The following is a 25,624-nucleotide window of genomic DNA, read 5'->3' on the forward strand; positions in this document are numbered from 1 at the left end:
TAGAAATAGCAAGAGATTTCAACACTTTTTTAATGTAGAAAACAGATAACTTATTTGCTATCAAATTGTGTAAACCACACAATTCCCGATAACACAAAACATACACATGGAAGAGCCACACCATTGCCCCACATCTTATACTCTGCAGAATCTGAATGCGGTTTCTGTAACCATTTTCTAATTTGGTTATCCGTCTTTGGTTTTGTATTCTTACCGATTGCTTTTGCATGAACTTTGAAGATTTCCTTCCACAGAATAATTTCATCCTGAGTTGGATTTTTTGTTTCAAGGTTACTGCACCACCATTTTGGAAATCCCTGTAAACTTGCACATTCGATTGGTGTCAGCCTTCGGACAATATAATCAAGTCCATCAACATCATTAATAAGTGGAGGATCTTTATAATCTGTAGCTACCAAAGTGTTTGCCAGTTCTTCTTTTGCAGAAGTGAAAAACGATGCCTTACTTGCACTGTAAGTAGGATGAGCAACAGCACCTGGTCCTTTTGCAACCATAGTCGGTTCAACCTCTTCATCTACTGCAAAACTATACTTTGCATTTTCCCCTTGATTAAATGCGGCACGATCAATCCCATAAGCAACTGCATGATGATCTGCTGTATTAAGGGTAAATGAAACCTCCTCACCGATGCCATCACCTTGTGGTCCATTCTTGTCCTTTCTGCCAATCATAGATCCTTGCAGTGCATAGCTTTCCACCACAGCCATACCACCTTGATTACAGGATGGGTTACTACCATTAGCATCAATAGTTCTTGATGTATCTGCCTCATAAATCCCACTGTTTGGATTATCTGATTTCATAGAATTACTGTCCTTGGAACAAATACCGTATACCTTTGGCACAAACAAAGTTTGATCATTATTACAACCAAGGGTGGCTGAAATATCATCTTGTATCAATGCACCTTTCCCGCCACCCTCACAACCACATCGGATTTTCAGTGTCTTAGGTGTTTCTACTACAAAAGGTTGATTATTACCACCAGTACCAAAAGTTGAAAGGATGGTCTGTGATACATCAAGCGGCCCCTTATATCGGGAATCCTGTGAATGATTTTCAAATACAAGTGGGGGATGATGGCTTTCTGCACGAAGGGTACAGGTCACATCTTTCGTTAGATCCATTCTTTTTCCACCTTGGTCATTTAAGCAGACAGTGCTTGTTTTTTTAATGCCCTTGATAGCATCGGAGGTAGTTCTTTGCCACGAGCGGAAGCTCTCCGCAGAATACCCAGACAAGCCTTCTGACTTAAATAATATTTCTCCGGCACCCCTACCTGCAAAATCTGCGACAAGGAAGATACGTTTTCTTCGTTGGGGAACTCCCCAGTATTGAGCATCAAGCACCCTCCATGCAACAGAGAATCTACTACAAGTTCCCTCATCTGCCATGATTTCTCCTGCAGCTGACCATTTCTTAGGTTTAGGCACTGTAATACCGGCATCTTTGATTTTACAGATTTCTTCGAGGACTGCCCTAAAGTCTTCTCCTTTGTTTGAGGAGAATGCTCCAGGTACATTTTCCCATACGATATATCTTGGATATTTGCCATTGGTTGCACACCTCATTTCTTTTATAATTCTTATTGCCTCATAAAAAAGGCTTGAGCGATTACCATTTAAGCCTTTTCGCTTACCTGCAACGGACATATCTTGGCAGGGTGAGCCAAATGTAATAATATCCACTGGTTCTATTTTGGCACCATCTAGTTTTGAAACATCACCGTAATGTTTTATAAAGGGTAGCCTTTTTGTTGTTACTCTAATAGGAAACGGCTCAATTTCCGATGCCCACACAGGGGTTATACCAGATATCAAGCCGCCTAATGGAAAGCCACCCGAACCGTCAAAAAGACTACCAAGAGTAAGTCCACTCATTGACTGAGGTTTATTTTGTTTCATCGCTTACCTCCACTTCTTTGTAGGAGTAGGTAAGACCGTCTCTTTGCACTTTTACATTATCGAAAGAACCGACCTGTTCAATATATCTTTTTACAATAACATCGCAGTATTTTTCATCAAGTTCTACAGTATAGCAGATACGGTTAGCCTGCTCACAGGCAATTAGTGTACTTCCTGAACCTCCAAATGGGTCTAGTACAATACAGTTACTCATACTGGAATTCATAATCGGATAAGCAAGCAGAGGAATAGGTTTCATGGTAGGATGATCAGCACTTTTCCTTGGTTTATCAAATTCCCAGATAGTGGATTCTTTTCTCCCCGTGTACCACTGATGTTTTCCTTTTTTCTTCCATCCAAACAGTACTGGTTCATGCTGCCATTGATAAGGAGAACGTCCAAGCACTAAGCTTTGCTTTTTCCAAATACAAGTACCAGATAAATAAAATCCGGCATTAGCAAATGCTTTGCGGAAATTTAGCCCCTCTGTATCTGCATGAAACACATAAATGCTTGCATCTTCTGCCATGACCTTTTCCATATTAGTAAAAGCATCAAAAAGGAATTGATAAAATGTATCCTTTTCCATGTTGTCATTTTTAATCTTACCTGCACTACCTTCGTAATTTACATTGTACGGAGGGTCTGTTATAACCAAATTTGCTTTTTTCTTACCCATAAGCAAATCATAAGTTTTTGCTTTGGTAGAATCACCGCAAACTAAACGGTGCTTTCCTAAAAACCACACATCTCCTGTTTTTGACATAGTTGGTTTCTTAAGCTCTTCATCGACATCAAAGTCATCATCATGGATACCATCTTTTAGCGTATCTTTAAAAAGGTCATCCAATTCTTCGGGTTCAAACCCAGTAAGCGATACATCAAAATCTGTACCCTGCAAATCAGAAATTAATATGGCAAGTTTATCTTTATCCCAATCACCGCTTATTTTATTAAGAGCTATGTTAAGAGCCTTTTCTTTTTCATCTGACATTTCAATAACAACACACTCAACCTCTGTAATTCCCATATCAATGAGCACCTTTAATCTTTGATGTCCACCAACAACACGTCCTGTAGCCTTATTCCAGATAACAGGCTCAACATAACCAAATTGTTCAATGGAACGTTTCAGCTTTTCATATTCAGCATCCCCTGGTTTTAAATCCTTACGAGGATTATAATCAGCGGGAAGTAAATCTACTGTATTCTTTTTTTCAATATTCATTACCCACACCGCCTTTCTAATAGCTTGAATAAACCTTTTCTTGCCCCTTCAATATCTCCCGCAAATGCCTGACCCTTAATGGTACGAAACTGCTGATAGGTCAGATTGCTTTTATTGTTTTTCAGCGTTTTCATAAATTGTATTAATCCTTTTTTCATATCATTTTCCTTTCCTCGCAGTAAGTAATCGCTCCATCAAATCGTCTTGTGGACTATTTCCTCCAAACTCAACGCTACAGTTTTCTTTCACTATCTGATAAATCTGATACCAACACTGATTTACCTGTTTCATGTAGGTCTGACTCATTGATACATATGGAGATGCTATAGCATTTCCAGTTGTTGGATGTTTAGCAAGAAATCCATATTCAGAGATACATTCCTCACATTGAATCCAACGAGAAACGCTCATGGCATATTGCTCGATAAGCTGGTTGTTTACTAACATTTCACAGCCACGTTCTTTAAGCCATTGATATGTATCTCTATACACTCCTTCAGCACATAGGTCTTTACCATTTTTTTGAGCTGCCTTTAGATAATCTTTTACAGGCGGTATATCTGCTCCTTCAATATCAATAGGCTCCGGAAGTACCCTTGTGCCTTTTAATCTTCCGTCAGCAATTTTGTCTGTTAATGCTTTGCTTTTTCTACCTGAACCAACTCGCTGACCACCTCTTGCAGTACCGTCCTTTGCCACCTCTATACACCCCACTTCCTTTGATAGGGTTAATACCCCCTTTGATTTCTGATTTTTGTACGCAAGACCCCAGGCCGTTGCCCGGCATAAAAGGTGTAGAGATTTAGATACCCCTTGGGTCACTTACGAATCTGCCTATCACCAAGTTCAAAATGAATCTTATTGTGACAAGATTTACAAAGAGACATTAAATTACTTTTATCATGTGTACCACCTTGAGAGATAGGAACAATATGATGTACTTCTTTTGCGGGAGTTAGTTTGCCGTCTTTTTGACACATTTCACACAAAGGATGTTGTGAAATATATCTGTCACGAATTCTTTTCCAGGCTCTTCCATACTTTTTATTAACATCTTTAGAACGCTCATACTTATCGTAGCGTCTTCGCTCTTGTGTCCTATGAATTTCACAGTACTGTCCCTCCGTTAGGTTTGGGCATCCTGGATAGCTACATGGATGTTTTGGTTTTCTTGGCACATGTTCACCTCCCTTTTCTGGCATAGAAAAAGCCCTGCAGGAATTTCTCCCACAAGGCTTATATCAATTCTTTTTTGCTGATTATACTATATCGTAAATGTAAGGTGCTTATCTCTGCTCAAAACTGCTTATTTCGATGCAACTTTTAAATTGTTATTGGTTTTTCTGGTAACACTACATGGTTTAATGCATTCCCATGCCATCTTCTAACTGTACTCTTATCAGCATTTAGTTCATCACCAATCTGTTCCCAAGTGAGGTTATGGATATAACGATAACGAAGAACCATCTGCTCATCCGTGTTTGACACTTTTTCTATAACTTCACGGACTTGTTCTTTAAGATTCACAAGGCGATCAACCTCAGCATTGATTTTATTTTCTAAATCCATAATCCGCTCAAGGCATCTCACAAATGGAGCATTAGTATTACGAGAATGACTAACCTTCTCATCCCAGTTTGGAGAAGAAACACTTGTTGCCATCGCTCTTAAACGTTCTATTTCTTCAATGTCTGAATTTATCCTTTGATCAAGTCTGTAAGCCTGATGTAAATATTCTTTAGCTTTCATTCCCCAAACACCTCCATTCTTAGTTTTGTTATCAAAAAATCCCCATCAATAGAAGTAAGTTCTCTATAACAATCAGAGTGGAAAAATCTCTCTACTTCAGCTATAGTACCTTTTGCAGGCTCATAACGAGGACAATTTTTAATTTTTTTTAGTGCATCCCTATAATCTTTAACAGCTTGCAATATAATGGCATTTGCAAGTTGTTCATACGGTTCAATCATCACACCACCTCCAACTTTGCTTTTACAGCTTTTATTAGAGAGGCTTGGGAGTTTTCTTTTCTGATAAGTGCTTTCATTACATCTTCATCAATTGTGCCTTTTGTAATTATATGGTGGATGACAACCATATCTTTTTGCCCTTGCCTGTAAAGCCTTGCATTTGTTTGGCTGTAGAGTTCTAAAGACCAGGTAAGACCAAACCATATAAGCGTTGAACCTCCTTTTTGAAGGTTTAGACCATGTCCTGCAGATGCAGGATGAATTACAGCAATAGGAATTTTACCTTCATTCCAATCCTTAATATCTTTTGATGTTTTTATCTGTCTTACATTAAACCTTTTGTTTATTCGTTCAAAGTCATGCTTATACCAATAGGCGATAAGTACAGGCTTACCATTAGCACCTTCAATTAAATCTTCAAGAATATCAAGTTTACGGTTATGAATATGATGTGTTCTATTTTCTTCATCATAGACAGCACCATTTGCCATCTGGAGGAGTTTCCCTGAAAGAACCGCAGCATTAGCTGCATCAATTTCATCATCTCCAAGTTTTGCCACCATATCATCTCTAAAATCCGAATATATCGACCATTCCTTATCATCAAGAAAAGCAAAGACTTTGTTTATCACACATTCTGGCATTTTCAGATAATCACAGGATTTCATGGAGATAGTAATATCTGATATCTGCTTATAAATCTTCTCTTCAGCACCTGGAAGTGGTTTATATGAAAAAATCATTTGAGCATTTCGTTTGTCTGGGCAAAAGAAGGTATTACGGTAGTGGGTGATATACCTTCCAAGTCTTTGACCCAAATCAAGGATCCGAAACTCTGCCCATAAATCCATAAGTCCATTACTTGAAGGAGTACCTGTTAGACCAACAATCCTTTTTGCTTTGGGTCTAACTTTCAAAAGACTTTTGAAACGCTTGGCACCATAGGATTTAAATGATGACAGCTCATCAATAACAACCATATCAAAATCAAAAGGAATACCACTCTTATTTACAAGCCAATCTACATTTTCACGATTAATGATATAAACCGTTGCTCTTTTCATAAGAGCATTTATTCTATTTTTTTCACTACCCACTGCCACAGAATAGGAAAGTCCTTTTAAATGATCCCATTTCTCTATTTCCTCAGGCCATGTATCTCTCGCCACACGAAGAGGCGCAATCACTAAAACTTTTCTAACAAGGAAGCTGTCCATGCAAAGTTCAAATATAGCAGTTAAAGTAATTATACTTTTACCAAGACCCATTTCTAGAAATACCGCAGATACGGGGTGCTTTAAAATAAAGTCTGTTGCATAATTTTGATATTTATGTGGATTGTATTTCATTGAGTATCCCTCCAATCTGCTCAATTCTATCAATGCAGTAAACCGAAAAGCCAAGTGATTCCAACTTATCTTTTTGTCTTACTTGTAAAGCCCTCATTTTTTTACCAGGGGTCTTTAATTCAACAAAAGCAATTTTCCCCATAGGTAAAAGCACAATTCTGTCTGGCACACCATCTAAACCAGGACTTACAAATTTGGGTGCCATTCCTCCCATCTTCTTCACTGCTGCTACAAGCTTTCTTTCTATATATTTTTCTTGCATAAAATCCTCCATTTCCGGCATAAGGAACAACAGGCACAACTTTGGACGATTTTCCTATACGCGCGCATACATACATATGCACACGCTATTTACCTTTTATTTTTAATTAATTATTAAGTAGGTAAATTCTTGTTCCTGTTATTCCTCAAAAGCCAAAGTATCGATATTTCCTATGTTTTTAAGAAAACAACATCGGAAACAACCTAAGAACAAGTGAACTACCGTTACTCGCTTCGAGAGTAACAACGCTGCTTACCGTAAATTGGGAACATCATTGTTCCGTTCTTGTTCCCTTTATACTTGTTCCACTCGGAGAGCTTACGCATAATAGCAGCAATAGCATATGAATCAGCAGGCTTTAATGCGGATGCCTCTTTTCCAAAACATTCACACCATATTTCCATATTACAGACAAAAGTTCGTTTAACCGACCCTTCATGGTTATCTCCACCAAATTCACTACCGTTTAAAAAATTACGACGTTCGAATAAAGACATATTGTCCCAATCCTTAGGAAGTAAAATATCAAGGTAACTGCGAACCAATCCTTCACGCTCATCTGATTCCATTGCATCTGCCTGTTCAAGTGTTGCAATATTAGCCTCTTGACCTTCAAGATAGAGTTTTTCTCCTTTTGCATACATAAGCAAAGTTTCTGCCCATATCTGCTCCACATCATATACAGACATTTGCCAGGATTTCTTTTTTGATCCACCTTGTATCGGTACAGGCCAAAATCTACGGTTACCTGTTATATCTCGCAAGAACCCACTTTCAGCATTGGTTGAGCCTACAATAATACACTGTCTGGGATGACTTTCCACATTAATCCCATACGATGCACGATACTTATCATCCACACGGGTAATAAAGGATTTTACCGTTTCTACATCGGTTTTTCGCATACCATTAAGTTCTCCTAGTTCCAAAATCCAATATCCCTGCAGTTTTTCAGCACCAGATTTATCTTTCATATCCGTAAGCGTTAAGCTATCAGAAAACCAATCCCCAGCAAGCTTTGCAAAGAATGTGGACTTACCAATTCCTTGTGGACCGTTAAGTATCAGTACACTGTCAAACTTTGTACCTGGATGATAAATACGGGTTACCGCCGCGACCATCATCTTTCTTGTAACTGCTCTTGTATAGGAATTATCAGTTGCTCCAAAATAATCGACAAGCAAAGTTTCAACTCTTTTCACACTATCCCATTCTGGTAGGTTGTCAAGATATTCTTTTATAGGGTGATAGGCACGTTCTGCTGCTACAGCCAGTATTGCATCCTTTGTTTTTGTAGGTGAATAAATTCCATATTTATTAGAAAGATACACTTTCAATGCTGCATTATCAGAATCGCTCCAACCATCCTTCATTTGTACCCAAGGTAGTCCGTTTTTTGCATCAATACCATCACGGTGTTTATTAAAAGCAATGGACTGTAGTTCCGAATCATTTCGAAGAATAAGAACAATATTATCAAGGGTTTCCTTGATTTTTCCTTGCTTATCCAGTTCAAGTGCTGTCTGCCAATCACTTTGGGTAAACTCAACCACAGTTTGTTCAATACGCTCTTTTGCAAACTGAGCTTTTACTTCTTCATCTTTAATGGCAAACTCACACATAGCTATATATGACGGAAGTTTGCTGGGAGATGTTGTTTGTACTACTCTATCATCAAGATTGCCAAATTTATGAATACGGACCATGTCAAAGGCATTGAGTAGCCTACCACTTGCAGGATCTGTCGCATGATGAGAATATGCGAACTTATCATCATAGATAATGACACCAGCACTTGAATCAGCAGGTATATAATCATATCTGCCTGAAATAGCAGAAGGCTCATATACCTCTTTAAGAAATTTATCAATTGCTGCTCTCACGGAATAAGTACGGCAAAAAGTACCGACAACCCCCTCTTTAGAAAGCGGATCAGCCTGTTCTTTTAATGAGCGATTTATTACTTCAGATTGCCTGCTTGATACTGGCCAAGTCGTTGTATCACGCCAATCATCGTATTTATCTAAAAATATATCTGGATCAAGCAATGCCCCATCTTTTTCCTTATATACAAACTCACCGTTCCTAGAAGTGGACGGCCAATACATCAACCTTTCCGGTTCGTAGGTTGTATCGTCAAAAAGATCTATACCGATTTCTTTTGCAACCATTCGACTAACTGCTACATACTCCTCTTCACTAACATCTCTTAAAAAAGGAATAATAAGACGTAATCTTGGACTTTTCGGTGTGTGTTTATGTGTTGAATAAATACAACATTGATATGGAAATAAGGTGCAAATTTCTCCCCATATATTAGGTGTTCCATAATCCATATCAAGTGTAAGCATAGATCGTGATAATACATTGCCTTTCTTTCTTCTTCCATTTTTTAAATGACCACCAACAAAGCCACCAACATCCTTAATGGAATCCTGTCCACCCTTTTTCATCTTTCGATATTCTTCTTGAGTTTCGGTAGTACGTTGTGTTGTTTTGACCCGATTACAGAAATCTTCCCAAGTAACATCACTGTTTTTCCATTTCTTATCCAATCGGCTGTTACCATATGCTATTTTCATAGAGTATCTACCTCCGCAAACTTGCTGTTAAAATACCTGACCTTTTGTTTTCGACTTTTTGCTTTATTAATTTCGATGCTCATACCGTTAGATATTACATCTCCAAGTACCCATACCTCTTGGCATTTACCCATAAGGATAATATCCATGAAAATGGCAAGGTCACGTTCTTTCGCATCAGCATCATTCATAAATTGTGGAAACATGAGATGAGGTGCTAGAGGAATATTTCCATTCTCTAATGCAAAACGGCAAAATTCCTGAGTTCGTTTGATGTTGCATTTGGTATTGCCACTAAAAGGGGAGCAAATGTACACCAATGGACGGAAAGCAGGTTTTAACGCTGCTTTCTCTTCCTTTACAATATTGGTTATTGCTTCATATGGAGTAGGGTCATGATATCTTTCAGCATTAAATTTATTTATGTTCATCATAACCACCTCCGTCTCTAATTTTTTTACTACATTCATTACAATATATTGCAGTACCAAATAAATCACTTTCACCATCACCTAAGATTTCTCCAATATCAACCATTACTTCAGCACCACACATTGGGCAGTGACAAAAAACATTCTCATCAGTTATTTCAATGGATATCTCCATAGAATCATTCAATCTTTCCTTCACATAAAACATAGTAAAACCCCTCCTTAATTTTTGTTTTCTTCCATCTTCAACTTGTACCATTCCAAATAACGCTTACGCTGCCCGTAATCTGGAATAGCTACTAATAAGCCAACATCTACTTTTTGTAATGTATCTAGCATTGTAATCTGCTCATCAGATAGATAGGGGCGAATGCTTTTTCCTTTTTCAATGCCATTTGCTAGTCTAAACTGCTTTGCAGTCATTCCGATAACGATGCGATTTAACATATTACATTCATTACTGAAGTGATATGGCTTAGGATTTTCATGAAGTAGCTTTATGTTTGAGGTCAACAATGGAAATTCTTGTCTTGCAGATACAAGGGTTTTAATGAAACTCTCCATCTCGTTGAACCTGCGAATGTAAAGTTCTTTGAACTTCATTGCTTTTTGCCCTGTGTATCCCATCACCAACATTGTAAAGCCGTCTCGTGTCATAAAATAACAGGGTAGCTTTCTGCCTGTACTGTCCTTATAAAAATCAGATTTAAAATTAGAATGAATAAAATCTTCACTCAGCCCAGATTTGGGCTCAGTAATTCTTGCAATATCCCGCAGAACATGTTTGTGTTGTTTTTCAAAGAACTCTGCCACATATAAACTGTCTACTCTTGCAGTATCCTTTCTGTCGGCAAACACTCCGTATTGATCTTTAGGTATTAATTCTCTCATCAGAATTACCTCCTTAAATTTTATTTGGAGGATTGACCTCCTACCTAGTAGCCTTGGGAGAAGGTCAAATCTGACATTTTTCAAAAATTTCTTTTAATTTTTTCTCTGCGCGTTTTAGTTTTTTTGTAATGTTATTTTCATTTACACCTAAGCTCTTGGCATATTCTCTTATAGGAGTTCCATCGATTCTTACTGCAATAAAGATGTCTGCCCATTCCTGTTTTTTACCAAGAGCAGAACGTATTTTTTGACATACATCCTCATATTCATATTGGTGATTACGTTCAATTTCTTGTGTATCGTCTGCAATGGTATCCATTACGTCAGTTTCATCCTCAGATTCATCATCCTTGCGGTAGGGAGTCTTTGGATTGCCAAGATGTCTATGATATCTACGCCAGTGGTTGTATTCTTTACTGTTCATGAGGTCAAACATTTCCTGTACAGTCTCACAACGCTTTACTTCTGCCTTCTTTTCTGGCTTTGCCTCTGCAAGACGTTGCTCATAGTCAATATCTAGCATGACACTGTAATCATTATCTGGAATTTCAATTGTGGTGTAGAACTTGTGACCGTTTTTGATGTTGTCTTCATATAAAACTCGAATCTTCATTAAGTATTCCTTTCCGTCCTGTCATTGGGCGGCGGAATACAAAAAGAGCCTGTGGCTAAGATGACCACAGACTCCACTTGTCCAAAATTGGGCGCAGGAAACCACGGTGGGTGCATCTTCATTCCAAACACAGTCTTTATCACTGTGTTCTGAACTCTTATGCATCCCGCCGTCCTAATGCGCATCTCGGACATTGAGATATTATTTTATATAGAGTGAGTCTCTATATTTACATTGTAATGAGAAATTGAACCCTCCTGTTGGACTTGTTGCGTCCTATACTGTGACAGTTGCAATAGATTGAGAAAAAAATAAAAAAGCCATACACAAACTCATAATTGAGTTCATGTATGGCTCATATATTATGTAAAAGTGGACGAGGTACGTCCACTTTATATTTTAATTTTATACTGCAATATTATGGTCATGTAAAAAGTCAAATATTGATTCCATAGATTGCTTTGATAGGTGAGTCAATGCAAAATCATACCATATATGTTCTTGTTTACAAAAGTTTAAAGTGCAAGGCGATTTATCAATAATATGCTTACTGATGTTGGGTGGTAAATGTAATCCTAGACAAATTAATACCAACGTATTTATAGAAGGATCACGTTTACCATTCGCAATTCTGCTAATTGTCTGGTCATCAACCATAATTTTCTTTTCTAACTCCTTATACGTAATTCCACGCCATTTTAACACAACTTTCAATGATTCACAAAAATCATTTGGCAAAGACTTATATACTCTCATTTCATCCATAACAACATCTTCTACTAATTTGATTTGTTTATCATGGTCAGCATATGCATAACCATCACCATATACGATATTAAAACTTACTGTTGAATCCTTATCCTTATTGAGAAAACATACACTATGATAATCCTTTTTAGTTCCAGACTTGACTGTCATGTCAAAAACAAGACAGCATTCTTCCATATGATTACGAGCGTAATCAGTTAATATAGTAAATTCATTATCATCTTGGGTTAAATATTTAGGATGATTAAATACGAAATGTGCATCAACATATTGATAACTACCATCCCCAACAAGTCTAGATAATTTTTGATTTGTTATGCTCTGTATAGCTGCCTCTTCTGCACTAATAGAAAAAGTCTGATGTTCTTTTAATATGCCCTTTTTAAAACGATGTGTAGCAACATATCTTCCATCAATATATGTAAATGTGCCTATTGCTTCCTCAAATCCAGCATCTACCATTCGAATTTTTGCTGCAGTACGAGATACACAGAAAAAGGTTGATAATGCATCTATAACAGGTTCAATAACATCAATAATATCAAACTTCCCAGTTGATTCTCGAAATTGTTTAATAAATTTCCATGCCTGAGTTTTGAACATACCCATTGGCATTTGGATTCTCGGAGCAAGTGCATTTGCCTGCCATTCCATCCATTCTGTCGCGTCTCTACTATTGCCAGCAACACCACCAATAGCTTGGCACTTAATTCTACTAGCTTCACTATTGTACAAACGCTCAAGTTCAAAAGCCTTTCGATGTTTATCCCAATGAACACACTCATGGATGATGGTATTATTAACTTTACCTAGGTTATACAAAAAATAAGTTTCAGGGTCAACAAATATGGTTTTTTCATTTACATCTACTGACACTAATTCATCTGAGTCTTTATCATAAAACTCAGATGTACTATTATGAAAAAATATTTGGCCAAAAACAGAGCAATCCTTTGTGATATTCCTTACTTCAATATTCAAGCCCATTCCCTTAGCAAGTTCCATTGGATCAACTGGCATGGGTTGTAACAATGCTTTAGGATAATAATCCTTTAAAAACTGTGTTGCTATCTCTTCTAGCTGATTTTTATAAATAATTGGCACAAGAGCATCTGACATAGGTTTGGGTTGTTTATTTTTGTTGGTATACTCAGCTACACTTAAAATTGCAAAGTCATTTAAATTACACTCCAGATTTCCAGAACATTTCAGCGTAAACCACTGACTACAATATTCCGATTCATCATAATGATAATCTGCCTCACGAACTTCCAGTTCAACCCCAACAACGACATCAAATTCTATTTCCATATCTGGTAAATCACTAACAGATACAAACTTTACTTCTATATCTGATAATTCTATACCACCTATCTTTCTAACTCTATATAGCTGTAAATCCAAATTATTATAATTATCCGTGGCATAACTCTGTATAGCAGCATACATTTCATTTTCGAACCTATCTGCCACATAATCCCTAAAAGAACGATTACCCGCCATTACAACAACCCCCTCCAACAGGCAATATAATAAAATATATTTTTCTGACTTTTAACTTTCTTACATTTTTTACATATCCCTTTGGATAATATTGTAACACTCAAAAATAGATGTTTCAATCGTTTTAACTAAATATTCTTGTTATCACAACAATTTTCATGCAATATACATTGTTTTTTACACTTCCAAATGATATAATTTTAAAAGCGACAAATTATTTAGTCGTTATTATTCAAAGTTTTATATTTTATTGAGAGGTGGAAATAGATGCCTATAAGTTACAAAAAATTATGGAAATTACTTATTGACAAAGATATGAAAAAAAAAGACTTACAGATTGCTGCTGGAATAAGCTCTTCTTCCATCACGAAAATGGCAAAAAATCAGAATGTAAACACTGAAACGTTAACTAAAGTTTGCAAAGCACTTGACTGTGATATTTCTGATATAGTTGAGATTGTAAATGACAAACCTCCTAACTAATCTTATCTAAGTTTTTTATTTTACTTAATAGCATATTACTTTCAACTAATTATATATCTTTCACAATGATGTAAAGTTTAAAAAGTTGTTACACTATTTAAATTATTGAAAGTAAGTTTGCAAACTGATTATATTTTATAAAGATTGTCAATTCCAATTAGCACAAGATGATACTGTAAATATATTGCTTAAATCATACAAGCCATCAGATTGTAATCAAAAAAAATATATTATAACAATGATAAAAATCAGGAGGTAAAACCGATACAATGACACCAATAATGAGTTTTTGGCCAAGCATTTATGAAAAGATTTTAAACCAAATTAAATTAATTGAATACCGTAGGACTTTTCCAAAAGACTGCAAATTCGCTTATATGTATGTTAGTAAACCGGTAAAAGCAGTTTGTGGAATTTTATATTTTGGTGAAAAACATACGCTTTCAGATTGGAAAGAAAAATATTCTAATAGTTTTGAGATTTCTACTAGAATTGATGAGTATCTCAAGAATTACAGATATGGCATGGAAATTAAGGGTTTTCAAAAGGTTTATCCCATAACTTTAGATGACTTGCGAAAAAATGTCCCTGGATTTGTTGCCCCTCAATCATATTTACTACTAGAAAATAATAAAAATCTTGCAGAATACTTAGAAAGAAATCTTGTTCTTGTTGGTGAAAAAATTGAAAATGACTTTTCAAATGCCTATCCAGAGCATGTTTGTAAGAGGTATTAAATAATGTTAAAAGTATTTGAAGCGTTTGCTGGATATGGAAGTCAACGTCTAGCCCTAAAAAATGCAAACATACCTCATGAGATTGTTGGTATATCAGAAATCGATGGTGATGTAATTCGTTCATATGCTGCAATCCATGAAAATTTATTGGAAGAAAGAAAAAAGGAATTATTGATTTCAGATGAGCAAATGCTTAATTTTCTAGAAAAAATCAATGTTCCACTCGATTATAAGACTTTTAAAAACAAAGCAAAGAATTTAAAGGGTCAAAAGTTAAAAGACATGTATCTTGCTAATAAACTTAGTAAAAATTTTGGGGATATTCGTACAATTAACCCCGATAAATTACCGGACTTTGATTTTTTTACATACTCATTTCCTTGCCAAGATATTTCTATTGCTGGTTATCAAAATGGATTAGATGCAGACTCAGGGACTCGCTCTTCACTTCTTTGGGAATGCTGCAAAATTATTGAAAAAAAGAGGCCGAAATATTTAATGATGGAAAACGTAAAAAACCTAATCGGTAAAAATCACATAAAAAACTTTGAAGAATTCTTACTCTATTTAAAAAGATTAGGATATAAAAACTATTGGGATGTATTAAACGCTCGTGATTATGGAATTCCTCAAAATAGAGAAAGAGTATTTTGTATCAGTATTCTTGATAGCCATGAAGAATTCACGTTTCCACCAATCAGAGAACTATCTATTTTTATGAACGATCTATTAGAAGATGATGTCCCCATTAATTTTTATTTAAAAAATAATCAAGTAAGTGATGAACCTATTAGTCAAGATTATATTTATTGCCTAGATTCAAATTATTGGAAAGGTACATTTTTAAAAGATTTTCGTACTAAAAAAAGACGACAATTAGTATCAGGACCCGTTCGGGATGATGGAAAATATCCAGCAAGGCGACTAACCCCTAGAGAAACTTGGCGATTTATGGGAGTTAATGATGCCGATTTTGATAAGGCTAGTAAATTAGTAAGTAACACAAGTCTATACAGACAAGCTGGAAATAGCATTGTAGTTCCAGTCTTAGAAGCAATATATAAAAAATTATTTTTACATAAGGAGTGAAAAAATATGACTAACAAAGAACGAATCATTCAATTATTTTATGCTAATGTAAAAGGAAGACGCCCAGACACAACAGGCTCAAACATTCATCATGATGGTAGAGAAGGTCATTGGTTAGAACGCCAATTCGGAATAAGTGCCAACGCATCAAACGAAGCTGATTTATTTGGATATGAATTAAAAAATGAAACCACAAGTAAGACTACTTTTGGTGATTGGTCTGCAAACAGATATATTTTTAAAACTGGTGAATATGTGCATTGTTTTGATGGCAACACTGCCTCTGATCGCCAAGATAGTTTTTGTAGGATATTTGGTAAACCAAACCCACTTAAAGGTGGTAGATACTCTTGGTCTGGGAGCCCATGCCCAACTATTCATGGTTATAATAATTTTGGACAGGTACTTATAATAGATAATAATAAAGACATTATTGCCATATATTCTTATAGCCAAGATAAGCGTATAAACAAATCACAAGTCGTTCCCGTTGAATTACGACAAGACAATTTAGAAATAGCTAGATGGTTTGGAGAATATTCGCCAACTTCTAAACGAACCGACAAATGTCTTCAGGCCAAATTGGAAGATAAATTTAATCATGAGGGTTGGTTTACTTGTAAAAAAGGTCTAGATGGAACATATCAAAAAATTTGTTTCGGAGAGCCTATAACCTATGATAATTGGTTGAACTTAGTCAAAAAAGGTATTGTGTTTTTTGATAGCGGAATGTACCAAGGAAATAAAAGACCATATTCACAATGGAGAGCTAATAATTCATTTTGGGATAGTTTAATTATAGAATGTTATGAATAACAAGGAGGTATATCATGTTTAAGCTAACTAATGAAATTAAAATAGTCATTAACCATATACCTTTACCATGGATTCCAAAAATTGAATTATATTATCCTGATTTGCCACAATTCCCCATTATTTATATCAATACATATGTTAATAAACAGCGAATTCTTGCTTGCCCAGTTGCTGTAAGTTACCAAATAGAAGAGAATTCTTGCAATGCCATATTCACTGTTTTAACTAATGTAGAATCAAATGAACTCACTAATGAAAAAATTAAATTAGAGCTATCTGAGCGTATTGGATATTCAGAAAAAATATCAAAATCAGATGTTATTGAATGTTGCAATGGGAACGAACAATATATAGCTTTATTCACAGATCTTTGGGAGTACATTCAATTTTCATATGGGGAATTTGTTCCCTATGGTAAGTTCTACGAGGAGATTTTTTCAATTATTCGCTTTGTCGCTGCATGGCAACCTAAAACCGGAAGACAAAGTGAAATGCGTATGCTATATAATTTCATGAGTGCTTTTGGTGAAAAAGTTGTAATGCCAAAAAAATGGAGTCATCTAGAGTTTTATGCTATTCCTAACTTATACGATGTATCAAATAGTTGTTTTCTTCAATTTCCAAAATTTTCAACACTTAAGTCTGCAATGAACAAATTATTTGATGAATATTTTATTAAAAATATTAATATTAATGGCATAGAATTTAAAGTGATGGAGCATGCGTGGAAGCAAAACAAAGATAGCTTTATATCAAATGTAACCGATCCTATGTTTTCTAGAGGGATATTATCTGAAGAAGAAAAACTTTATGCTGAAACGTTAGTTGATGCTTTTAATCGTCATGCATGGAGAGCAGCATATTTCATAAGTGCTTTTATGAATATTAAAAATAACTACAGTATGTGGACAAAAAAATTTTTTATGGATTTTTATAAGAATGGAAATAAATTAAAAGGATATTCTGAAAAAGTAATTGCTTGTTTTTTACAACAAGGATTTCTTAATCCTGAAGTAATACCAATTGATACTTGGGTAAAAACTTTCTATGAATTTCCATTAGGGATTAATACTAACACCCAGTTTTTCAATGAATTTTCAAACCTAGGAAAATTAGAACGAATTATTTGGCTTTCCAGTCAATCAAACAAGACCAATATGAAAACTTTCTTTGATATTCTTTGGTGTCAGCGGTATGGAACAATTGGAAATGGAGAACTAAGAGGTATTAATCCTATTGCTTGTTACAGTTGCCAACTTAAAAATAGCTGTGTTGGTGTAGCAAAAAAAAGATTTACTAATGTTAAGCTATTAAACAACTCTTCAAATTCTGAAGAAAATTTATCTGCAATTTTTGAATATAACCCTGAAATAACTTATATTTGTATTTTATATAACGGTGTTCCAAAGAAATGCTATGTTAGAAAAAAAGGCATAGCAACTCTGATAGACGAATTTAGCGGATATATATTAACAGCGCAAAACAAACTATCTGATGATTTATTACATAAAGGTACTATAACTTTTGAAGAATTTATTTTTTCCAAAAATAAAAACCATGAATAAAAAAAAGCATCACCCGCATTGGATACAACCATCTGCGAGTGATGTTTTTCTTATAAAATCCTATATTGACCTAAATAATCAAGCATGCTTTTAGCAACTGCATCAATAACGTTAATACATACTGAATTACCAAACTGCTTATAAGCTTGAGAATTTGAAACAGCAATAATAAATTCTTCAGGAAAGCCTTGTAATCTAGCACATTCTCGTGGGGTTAACATTCTAGGATTCTTCCCATTTTGCTCAATTAATGCTTCGCTTCCATCCTTATAATATCTTGCACTAATGGTGCTCGTATACTTGCTGTTTGAATTAAACAAACAAAAACCAAATCCATTTCCTTTCTTTTTATGTGCTTTCTTTCTTTCTAAGTGACCTTGATACAATTTGTCTGATATTGTAAATCTATCAGGTACTTCCTTTTCTAAAATCATTCCTACATTAACACTGTCATCCACGTAACCCTTTGGATATTTAAACTTCACAAAATCAGCCGGTAGGTAATCTTTATTGAATCCAACAATAATAATACGTTCTCTATTTTGAGGTACCCCAAAGTGGTAAGCGTTCAATACTTCCGGTTCAGGTACGTAATAATTTAGTTCATTGAGAATCGAAAGAATTACTTTCAAAGTTCTTCCTTTATCATGGCCACGTAATTGTTTCACATTTTCAAGCATAAATGCTTTTGGTCGTTTTTCCCTTAAAATTTTAGCAATATTAAAGAATAATGTACCACGCGCATCTTCAAATCCTTTTTTTAACCCCGCTTGAGAAAATGGTTGGCACGGAAATCCTGCCAACAAAATATCATGATCTGGAATATCTTTTTCGTCAATTTGCGTAATATCTCCTGCGGGCATTTCACCATAATTTATCCTATAAGTTTTTTGAGCAAATTTATCCCATTCTGATGAAAATACTGTTCGACCGCCATGGCGCTGAAAACCTAGTCTAATACCACCAATTCCGGCAAACAAATCTATCTGAGTAAATCTACTATTTTCTATGCTTGGTGCAACAAAAGGAGGCTCTGTGGGAAAGGCTAATATTTTCTTATAAACCTCATCTGGAACTTCCTTCTTGTCAGTTTCCCAAAACTTTAATTCTTTTTCTTCTTCTTTGCTTAAACCAAGAGCATCTGAAAATTCCTTACGAGTAACATCTATTTTTTTTCTAATATTTGTTATAATTTGACCTTTTGTCAATTCAATACTCACGCTAGTGTTAGTCATTATTTTATTTCTTCTCCTTCTCCTTTTTTACAATCATCTATGTATAACAATTCTGCTACCTCACAATCAAAGAGCGAACATAATTTTTCAATGGTTTTATAATTAATCCTAGTAGCCTTATCATTATACAGATTAGAAACTGTCGTTCTAGAAAGTTTAGTTCTCTCGTGTACTTCTTGTATTGAAAATCTATGTTCTCCCATCAAAGTTGATAACCTGCAATGAAGTTTCATAATCTCCTCCTTGATAACCAAAATCATATTCATTTTAACATTAATGTTGGTTAAATTCAAGGATATATCATGATAATTAATTATCCCCAAAAAGACTATAATCAAAATTTTTACATGGTAAAAGTCAGTAAATAAATAACATCTGAAATTTATAACTCGAAAAAGCTATTTATTTATCAGCATTTTTACTCTTAATCATTCAATCAATACAAGCAGTATATCAAAGTTAATTATATTTTGATTTAAATACATCTATCCTGTCTTCTCAACCTACCCAAAAGCAATCCTGTCCACTCAACTATGCCACTTTTTCACAGTGGATATATTCCCACAAAGCACTCATTTAACAAGGGGTTATGCCATTCTGCAAATCAGCAAAATACACAGAACCCTTTATTTCCTACACTTTCAAGCTTTCTATTTCTACACCCTTGACATCAATACCACCGTCTCCACATGGCTTGTTTGCGGAAACATATCTACAATAGATAGATTCATTAGTTTATATCCATTTTCTACTAATATTCCTATATCTCTTGCAAGTGTAGAAGGATTGCAAGAGATATATACTAATTCATTTATATTTTTATCTATTACTTCTTGCAAAGAATTTTTGTCTATTCCTTTTCTTGGTGGATCAAAAATTATAGAGTCTATTTTTTCATCACTATTTAATAATTTTGTTAACCCATTTTCTACAGTATCATTTATAAAAGTAATATTTGATATATTATTTTCTTTTGCTGTTTTTTCAGCATCTTTTGAAGATGATTCAGCTAATTCTATAGAAAATATTTTTTTTGCTTGTTTAGATAATATCATTCCTATTGTTCCAGTTCCAGAATATGCATCTACAATATTTTTATTATTTATATTATTAAAATATGAAATTGCTAATTCATATAATTTTTTTGTTTGTTCTATATTTATTTGAAAAAAAGATGTAGGCGATATATTAAAATTTATATCAAATAAATTTTCTTTTATTGTTTCTTCTCCATATAACAAAATATTTTTATTTCCAAGTGCAAAATTTGTTTTATTATTATTAATTGAAATATATATAGAAATTACATTTTTATATTTATTATAAGTATCTTTTAGTATTTTTTTTAACTCTTTTATAATGTTTCCTTTTATAATTACTACAAGCATTATTTCACCATTAGAATTTACTCTTGCCATTAAATTTCTTAACATACCTTTATGTTTTCTTTCATCATAAATAGTTAGTTTTTTTTCAGAAAATCTATTTTTTAAATACGTAAAAATTTTATTAATTTCTTTTGGTTGTAGGTAATTATCTTTTACTTCAAATATTTCATGTGATCTCCTTTTATAAAATCCAGATATTACTTTTCCATTTCTATATCCAATTTGTTCTATCACCTTATTTCTATAATTAAATATTGTGTTAGCTAAAAGTACTTTGTCAAATTGAATATTATCAATTTTCGCAATTCTAGAAAACACCTCTTTTACCATTTCTTTTTTATATTCAATTTGTTTTTCATAGTTTATCATTGCAAAATCACAACCATGATAATCTTCAAAACTTATTTTTTCACTACTTACTCTATCTATTGAAGGCTTTATTACTTTTTTTATAAGTCCTCTTGCATAAGTTTTTTTATTTGAAATTATCTCCACTTTCAATTTATCTCCTGGAACAGACATTGGCACAAAAATTGCAATATCATTATAATATCCTAGTCCTTCTCCGCCAAAAACTATTTTATCAATACTTACCTCTATCAAATCTCCTATTTTCAGCATTATTTCTCCTTATTTATTTTTACATATATTATTTCATCTGATATTTCCATATCAAGCATTTTTTTAGCTTTTATTTCTATTTGTTTTAAATCAATTTTTTTATCTAATTCTAAATTTATTTTATTTATTTCAAAATTTAACTCATCTATTTTTTTATTTAGTTTTTTATTTTCTGACATAAGCTGCATTTTATATATAATTGTCAATGTATATCCTATTCCAAATAAAAAAAAGAAAATAAATAAAATATATATTATATTATTCAATGTTTTATTTTTTTTCTCTTCCATTTAAATCCTCTCGCAAACTCTAAGTTTTGAAGAATGTGCTCTTCTATTAGTTTTCATTTCTTCTTTTGAAGGTGCAATTGGCTTTCTTGTAATTAATTTTATACTTGCTTTATGATTACATACACATATAGGTATTTCCGGTGGACATATGCATTCTTTACTTAATTTTCTAAACTTTTCTTTTACTATTCTATCTTCTAATGAATGAAAAGTAATTATAGCTAATCTTCCGCCTGGTTTTAATAAAGAAATTGCTTTATCAATAGTTTGCTCTAATACTTCTAATTCTTTATTTACTTCTATTCTTATAGCTTGAAAAACTTTTTTAGCAGGATGTTTTTTTGTTTTTTCTTTTATTATCTTTTTTATTATTCCTACCAATTCATCGGTTGTCTCAATAGGTTTAATTGTTCTTGCTCTTACTATTTCTGCAGCTATTCTTCTCGCTCTTCTTTCTTCGCCATATTTATAAATTATTCTAGATAATTCTTCTTCTGGATATTCATTTACTACTTCATAAGCAGATAATTCTTGACTTTGATCCATTCGCATATCAAGTTTTGCATTGTATTTATAAGAAAAACCTCTAGTCGCATCATCTAATTGCTTTGATGATACTCCTATATCCATAAGAATTCCATCCACTTTATCATACCCTGCCATATATACTACAGTATCTATATTTTTAAAATTATCTTGAAATATTTGATATCTACCATTAAATATTTCAAGTCTTTCTTTTGCAAATTTTATAGCATTTATGTCTTGATCTATTGATATTAATTTACCTTTTTCTTCTAAATTTAAAAGAATTCCTTCTGAATGACCACCTCCTCCAAGAGTACAATCAACATATACTCCATTTTTATTAGTAATCAAATTTTGAATTGTTTCATCATAAAGTACTGGTATATGATATTTATCTTCTAAATCCATTCTTCTTTTTATTTCAGACATTCTTTACCGCCTTTTTATTTATTTAAATTCATATTATTTTACATTATTTTTTAAAAAAAAGCAACCAAGCTAGCATTTATAATATAAAAATGGTCGAAAATTATTTTTCGACCAGTATTTCTCCACTTTCACTTACTTTACCGTAAAAAATTTTATTACTTCTCAGATTTTTTACTTCTATTGTTTGACCTTCTATTCCATCTTCCATTGCAATTGCTACATCTTCTATTTTAATTCCATTATAATTAACTTTTATTTTAACTCTTTCACCTTTTTTAATGAGTTTTTTTATTTCAAAATCACTATTACTTAAAATATGATTTTTATAAAAATCATTTTTATAAATCATTGTTTTTATTTTATCTATATCTATTATGTTATTATATGATTTATAATACACATATTTTTCTCTTTTTTCTACTTTATCCAATGTAAAAAGCTCTCCTTTTTTTACATTTTCTTTTAATCTATACTCTATTAATTTTGCTTTTACATCTAAAATAAAATATATTTTTTGTTGAACTTCATTATCAGCTACTATATTTAAAGCAACTCTGTATTTTCCGAGTTTTTTATCTTTAAGTCTAGTACTTTCTAATTCATATTCTTTTTTTCCTTTAGTGATTTTTATTTTATTTCCACCATTAATTATTACTTCTATATAATAATTTTCATTATTATATATTTCTTCTACTTTCTCTAAAATTATTTTTTTTAATTTTATTTTTTCTATATATTCAAAATTTCTTTTTATAATTATTTTATTAGGTATTACAAGTTTTTCATTCGTAATAGATCTTAATTTTAAACTTATATAATCACCATTTATTTCTTTTATACTTCCTGGTTCATTTAATTCTGTTATTAATACTTTCTTGGATTTATTATATTGATCAGTATCAGTAGTTAAAATTATATCGCTTAAATATACATTTTTTCTATTAACTACAACATTTTTTAGTATATTCAATGCAAAAATATTTGTTGTAATAAATAAAAATGATAGCATAACTATCATTTTTATAGAAAATTTATTTATCTTCATTTAATTATCCTCTTTTTAAATTATTAGCCATTTGAAGCATACTATCTGCTGTTTGTATTGATTTTGTATTTACTTCATAAGCTCTTTGAGCTGATATCATATCTATCATCTCATTTACTACTTTTACATTTGATGTTTCTAAATTTCCTTGTAAAAGAGTTCCTAAAGCTCCTTCACCAGGATTTCCAATTATTGCATCTCCTGAAGCAGGTGTTGCTGCATATAAATTTTTACCTAAATTTTGTAATCCAGCTGGATTTACAAAATTCGCTAATGTAATTGTCCCTATCTCTTGTTGTTGCCCATTTATATCAACAGTTACAACTCCATCTTGTCCTATAGATAAGTTAGTGTATTCTGCAGGCACTACAATTGAAGGATCTAATAAAAATCCTTCAGCATTAACTAATTGTCCATTTGCATCTCTTGAAAAAGAACCATCTCTTGTATATGCTACACTTCCATCTGGTCTTAACACTTGAAAAAAACCTCTTCCTTCTATAGCAATATCAAGTTCATTTCCAGTGTTTTTAAAATTTCCTTGAGTAAACAGTTTTTTAGTTCCCACAGCTCTAACTCCATTACCAACTTGAAGTCCTGTAGGCAAACTACTTCCATCACCAGTTGTTGCTCCCGGTGTTTGTTTTGTTGAATACATCAAATCTTCAAAATCTACTCTACTTTTTTTATATCCTGATGTATCTACATTTGATAAGTTATTTGATATAACGTCCATATTTAGTTGTTGTGCGTTCATACCTGTAGCGGCTGAATATAATGCTGTCATCATAATTAAATCACTCCCCAGTAATTTTTATTTCTCCCTATTTCCTTTTAAATTATCGACTATACTTTACCGCTACTTTACATTTTTTTTATTTTTTTTGAAATAATTCTTTTATTCCACCTAAACTACTCATTACACTAGTAGCTTCATATGGCATAAACACTGTTTTATCATTTGAATTTTCACTAATATTTCTAAATGCTTCAATATATTTTAAAGCTACAAGATATTCAACTGATTTTTGTTCATCTTTTACAGTTTCTTTTATTTTTTCAAGTGCTTTTTTCTCTGCTTCTATTACTTTTAGTCTAGCTTCTGCTTGACCTTCTGCTTCTAATATTTTACTTCTTTTATAACCTTCTGCCTTTGCTATAGCAGCATCTCTATAACCTTCTGCTTCTAATATTTGTGATCTTTTTGCGCCTTCTGCTTCTAGTATTGATGCTCTTTTATCTCTTTCTGCTTTCATTTGTTTTTCCATTGCTACCCTTATTTCAGTAGGTGGTATAATATCTTGAAGTTCTACTCTATTTACTTTTACCCCCCATTTATCCGTAGCTTCATCCAAAATTAATCTAAGTTTAGTATTTATCTCATCTCTTGAAACTAAAGTTTGGTCTAATGATAGCCCACCTATTACATTTCTCAAAGTAGTTTGAGTAAGTTTTTCTATTGCTTCTGGTAAATTTGCTATCTCATAAACTGCTTTCATTGGATCTGTTATTTGAAAATATAATAGTGCATTTATTTCTATTGTTACATTATCACTCGTTATAACTCTTTGTTTAGGAAAATCATATACACTTTCTCTTAAATCAATTCTTTTTACTCCTTTTGTATAAATAAGTATTTGATCTCCTCTTTGTTCTACAAAACGCCACGTAATTATTCTAGGAGTATCTATAATAGGTATAATAAAATTAAGACCACTCTCTAAGGTTTTATTATATTTACCTAATCTTTCTACTACTATTACTTCAGCTTGTTTTACAATTATTATTCCACTTGATACAAATATAAATAAAAAAATAATTAATATAATTGACAAAAAAAACATTTACCTTTTCCTCCTTAATTATTTTGGATATA

28 protein-coding genes are annotated in these 25,624 nt (G+C 33.0%); 5 read left to right on the top strand and 23 right to left on the bottom strand.

Annotation, left to right across the window (positions count from 1 at the left end; genetic code table 11):
- Window positions 1-50: 50 nt before the first annotated feature.
- The 15 genes from EV215_RS04525 to EV215_RS04590 form a co-directional block, all read right to left on the bottom strand.
- Window positions 51-1,925 (bottom strand): DNA cytosine methyltransferase, encoded by a 1,875-nt coding sequence (locus EV215_RS04525; protein ID WP_243832392.1) that lies wholly within the window; start codon window positions 1,923-1,925, stop codon window positions 51-53.
- Window positions 1,912-3,153 (bottom strand): site-specific DNA-methyltransferase, encoded by a 1,242-nt coding sequence (locus tag EV215_RS04530; protein ID WP_134112805.1) that lies wholly within the window; start codon window positions 3,151-3,153, stop codon window positions 1,912-1,914. Before EV215_RS04530 ends, EV215_RS04525 begins: the two co-directional genes overlap by 14 nt.
- Window positions 3,153-3,311 carry a hypothetical protein gene (locus EV215_RS10510; RefSeq protein ID WP_166667347.1) on the bottom strand — a complete coding sequence of 53 codons (159 nt, stop codon included), beginning with the start codon at window positions 3,309-3,311 and terminating at the stop codon, window positions 3,153-3,155. The genes EV215_RS04530 and EV215_RS10510 overlap by 1 nt, the downstream gene beginning before the upstream one ends.
- A gap of 1 nt (window position 3,312) precedes the next feature.
- A complete protein-coding gene (locus EV215_RS04535) occupies window positions 3,313-3,852 on the bottom strand; it encodes a P27 family phage terminase small subunit (RefSeq protein WP_134112806.1) in 540 nt (179 codons plus the stop codon).
- A 119-nt stretch (window positions 3,853-3,971) separates the two neighbouring features.
- Window positions 3,972-4,331, bottom strand: coding sequence for an HNH endonuclease (locus EV215_RS04540; RefSeq protein WP_134112866.1), 360 nt, complete (start codon window positions 4,329-4,331; stop codon window positions 3,972-3,974).
- A gap of 145 nt (window positions 4,332-4,476) precedes the next feature.
- The gene (locus EV215_RS04545; RefSeq protein ID WP_134112807.1) at window positions 4,477-4,902 is read right to left on the bottom strand and encodes a DUF1492 domain-containing protein; all 426 of its coding nucleotides are present in this window, start codon (window positions 4,900-4,902) and stop codon (window positions 4,477-4,479) included.
- Entirely contained in the window at window positions 4,899-5,123 is a 225-nt protein-coding gene (locus tag EV215_RS04550; protein WP_134112808.1) for a hypothetical protein, read from the bottom strand. Before EV215_RS04550 ends, EV215_RS04545 begins: the two co-directional genes overlap by 4 nt.
- Complete coding sequence (locus EV215_RS04555) at window positions 5,123-6,472, bottom strand: SNF2-related protein (RefSeq protein ID WP_134112809.1); 1,350 nt, start codon at window positions 6,470-6,472, stop codon at window positions 5,123-5,125. Before EV215_RS04555 ends, EV215_RS04550 begins: the two co-directional genes overlap by 1 nt.
- Window positions 6,453-6,734 (bottom strand): VRR-NUC domain-containing protein, encoded by a 282-nt coding sequence (locus EV215_RS04560; protein WP_134112810.1) that lies wholly within the window; start codon window positions 6,732-6,734, stop codon window positions 6,453-6,455. Before EV215_RS04560 ends, EV215_RS04555 begins: the two co-directional genes overlap by 20 nt.
- Window positions 6,735-6,958: 224 nt before the next feature.
- The gene (locus tag EV215_RS04565; RefSeq protein ID WP_134112811.1) at window positions 6,959-9,316 is read right to left on the bottom strand and encodes a virulence-associated E family protein; all 2,358 of its coding nucleotides are present in this window, start codon (window positions 9,314-9,316) and stop codon (window positions 6,959-6,961) included.
- Complete coding sequence (locus EV215_RS04570) at window positions 9,313-9,750, bottom strand: DUF7768 domain-containing protein (RefSeq protein WP_208320337.1); 438 nt, start codon at window positions 9,748-9,750, stop codon at window positions 9,313-9,315. The genes EV215_RS04565 and EV215_RS04570 overlap by 4 nt, the downstream gene beginning before the upstream one ends.
- On the bottom strand, window positions 9,734-9,955 hold the full coding sequence (locus tag EV215_RS04575; protein WP_134112812.1) for a hypothetical protein: 222 nt from the start codon (window positions 9,953-9,955) through the stop codon (window positions 9,734-9,736). Before EV215_RS04575 ends, EV215_RS04570 begins: the two co-directional genes overlap by 17 nt.
- A 14-nt stretch (window positions 9,956-9,969) precedes the next feature.
- Entirely contained in the window at window positions 9,970-10,638 is a 669-nt protein-coding gene (locus tag EV215_RS04580) for a Rha family transcriptional regulator (protein WP_134112813.1), read from the bottom strand.
- Between the two features lie 64 nt (window positions 10,639-10,702).
- Window positions 10,703-11,251 carry an RNA polymerase sigma factor gene (locus EV215_RS04585; RefSeq protein ID WP_134112814.1) on the bottom strand — a complete coding sequence of 183 codons (549 nt, stop codon included), beginning with the start codon at window positions 11,249-11,251 and terminating at the stop codon, window positions 10,703-10,705.
- A gap of 405 nt (window positions 11,252-11,656) precedes the next feature.
- On the bottom strand, window positions 11,657-13,522 hold the full coding sequence (locus EV215_RS04590; protein ID WP_134112815.1) for a helix-turn-helix domain-containing protein: 1,866 nt from the start codon (window positions 13,520-13,522) through the stop codon (window positions 11,657-11,659).
- A 267-nt stretch (window positions 13,523-13,789) separates the two neighbouring features.
- Between EV215_RS04590 and EV215_RS04595 the strand changes: the two genes are divergently transcribed.
- The 5 genes from EV215_RS04595 to EV215_RS04615 all read left to right on the top strand — a co-directional run bounded on the left by EV215_RS04595 (window position 13,790) and on the right by EV215_RS04615 (window position 18,212).
- Window positions 13,790-14,005 (top strand): helix-turn-helix domain-containing protein, encoded by a 216-nt coding sequence (locus EV215_RS04595; protein ID WP_134112816.1) that lies wholly within the window; start codon window positions 13,790-13,792, stop codon window positions 14,003-14,005.
- A 269-nt stretch (window positions 14,006-14,274) separates the two neighbouring features.
- Window positions 14,275-14,742 (top strand): hypothetical protein, encoded by a 468-nt coding sequence (locus EV215_RS04600; protein ID WP_134112817.1) that lies wholly within the window; start codon window positions 14,275-14,277, stop codon window positions 14,740-14,742.
- Between the two features lie 3 nt (window positions 14,743-14,745).
- Window positions 14,746-15,831, top strand: coding sequence for a DNA cytosine methyltransferase (locus EV215_RS04605; RefSeq protein WP_134112818.1), 1,086 nt, complete (start codon window positions 14,746-14,748; stop codon window positions 15,829-15,831).
- A 6-nt stretch (window positions 15,832-15,837) separates the two neighbouring features.
- Window positions 15,838-16,647: an LlaMI family restriction endonuclease gene (locus EV215_RS04610; RefSeq protein WP_134112819.1), complete on the top strand. Its 810-nt coding sequence runs from the start codon at window positions 15,838-15,840 to the stop codon at window positions 16,645-16,647.
- 14 nt (window positions 16,648-16,661) lie between these two features.
- Window positions 16,662-18,212, top strand: a complete 1,551-nt coding sequence (locus tag EV215_RS04615) for a hypothetical protein (RefSeq protein WP_134112820.1) — start codon at window positions 16,662-16,664, stop codon at window positions 18,210-18,212.
- 50 nt (window positions 18,213-18,262) lie between these two features.
- Here the strand turns inward: EV215_RS04615 and EV215_RS04620 are convergent, their stop codons facing one another.
- From EV215_RS04620 to EV215_RS04655, 8 genes are all read right to left on the bottom strand, one after another.
- On the bottom strand, window positions 18,263-19,432 hold the full coding sequence (locus tag EV215_RS04620; RefSeq protein ID WP_208320338.1) for a DNA cytosine methyltransferase: 1,170 nt from the start codon (window positions 19,430-19,432) through the stop codon (window positions 18,263-18,265).
- A 14-nt stretch (window positions 19,433-19,446) separates the two neighbouring features.
- Complete coding sequence (locus EV215_RS04625) at window positions 19,447-19,680, bottom strand: helix-turn-helix domain-containing protein (protein ID WP_134112822.1); 234 nt, start codon at window positions 19,678-19,680, stop codon at window positions 19,447-19,449.
- A gap of 423 nt (window positions 19,681-20,103) precedes the next feature.
- Window positions 20,104-21,456: a 23S rRNA (uracil(1939)-C(5))-methyltransferase RlmD gene (rlmD, locus tag EV215_RS04630; protein ID WP_134112823.1), complete on the bottom strand. Its 1,353-nt coding sequence runs from the start codon at window positions 21,454-21,456 to the stop codon at window positions 20,104-20,106.
- A complete protein-coding gene (locus EV215_RS04635) occupies window positions 21,456-21,746 on the bottom strand; it encodes a cell division protein FtsL (protein ID WP_134112824.1) in 291 nt (96 codons plus the stop codon). The genes rlmD and EV215_RS04635 overlap by 1 nt, the downstream gene beginning before the upstream one ends.
- On the bottom strand, window positions 21,747-22,703 hold the full coding sequence (gene rsmH, locus EV215_RS04640) for a 16S rRNA (cytosine(1402)-N(4))-methyltransferase RsmH (protein ID WP_243832393.1): 957 nt from the start codon (window positions 22,701-22,703) through the stop codon (window positions 21,747-21,749). It abuts the gene before it with no gap.
- Between the two features lie 100 nt (window positions 22,704-22,803).
- Entirely contained in the window at window positions 22,804-23,748 is a 945-nt protein-coding gene (gene flgA / locus EV215_RS04645) for a flagellar basal body P-ring formation chaperone FlgA (protein WP_134112825.1), read from the bottom strand.
- Window positions 23,749-23,752: 4 nt separating this feature from the next.
- Window positions 23,753-24,538: a flagellar basal-body rod protein FlgG gene (gene flgG, locus EV215_RS04650; protein WP_134112826.1), complete on the bottom strand. Its 786-nt coding sequence runs from the start codon at window positions 24,536-24,538 to the stop codon at window positions 23,753-23,755.
- An 85-nt stretch (window positions 24,539-24,623) separates the two neighbouring features.
- Window positions 24,624-25,592 carry an SPFH domain-containing protein gene (locus EV215_RS04655; protein ID WP_134112827.1) on the bottom strand — a complete coding sequence of 323 codons (969 nt, stop codon included), beginning with the start codon at window positions 25,590-25,592 and terminating at the stop codon, window positions 24,624-24,626.
- Between the last annotated feature and the right edge of the window lie 32 nt (window positions 25,593-25,624).

Origin of the sequence: Hypnocyclicus thermotrophus (genome assembly GCF_004365575.1) — a bacterium.
GTDB lineage: Bacteria > Fusobacteriota > Fusobacteriia > Fusobacteriales > Fusobacteriaceae > Hypnocyclicus > Hypnocyclicus thermotrophus.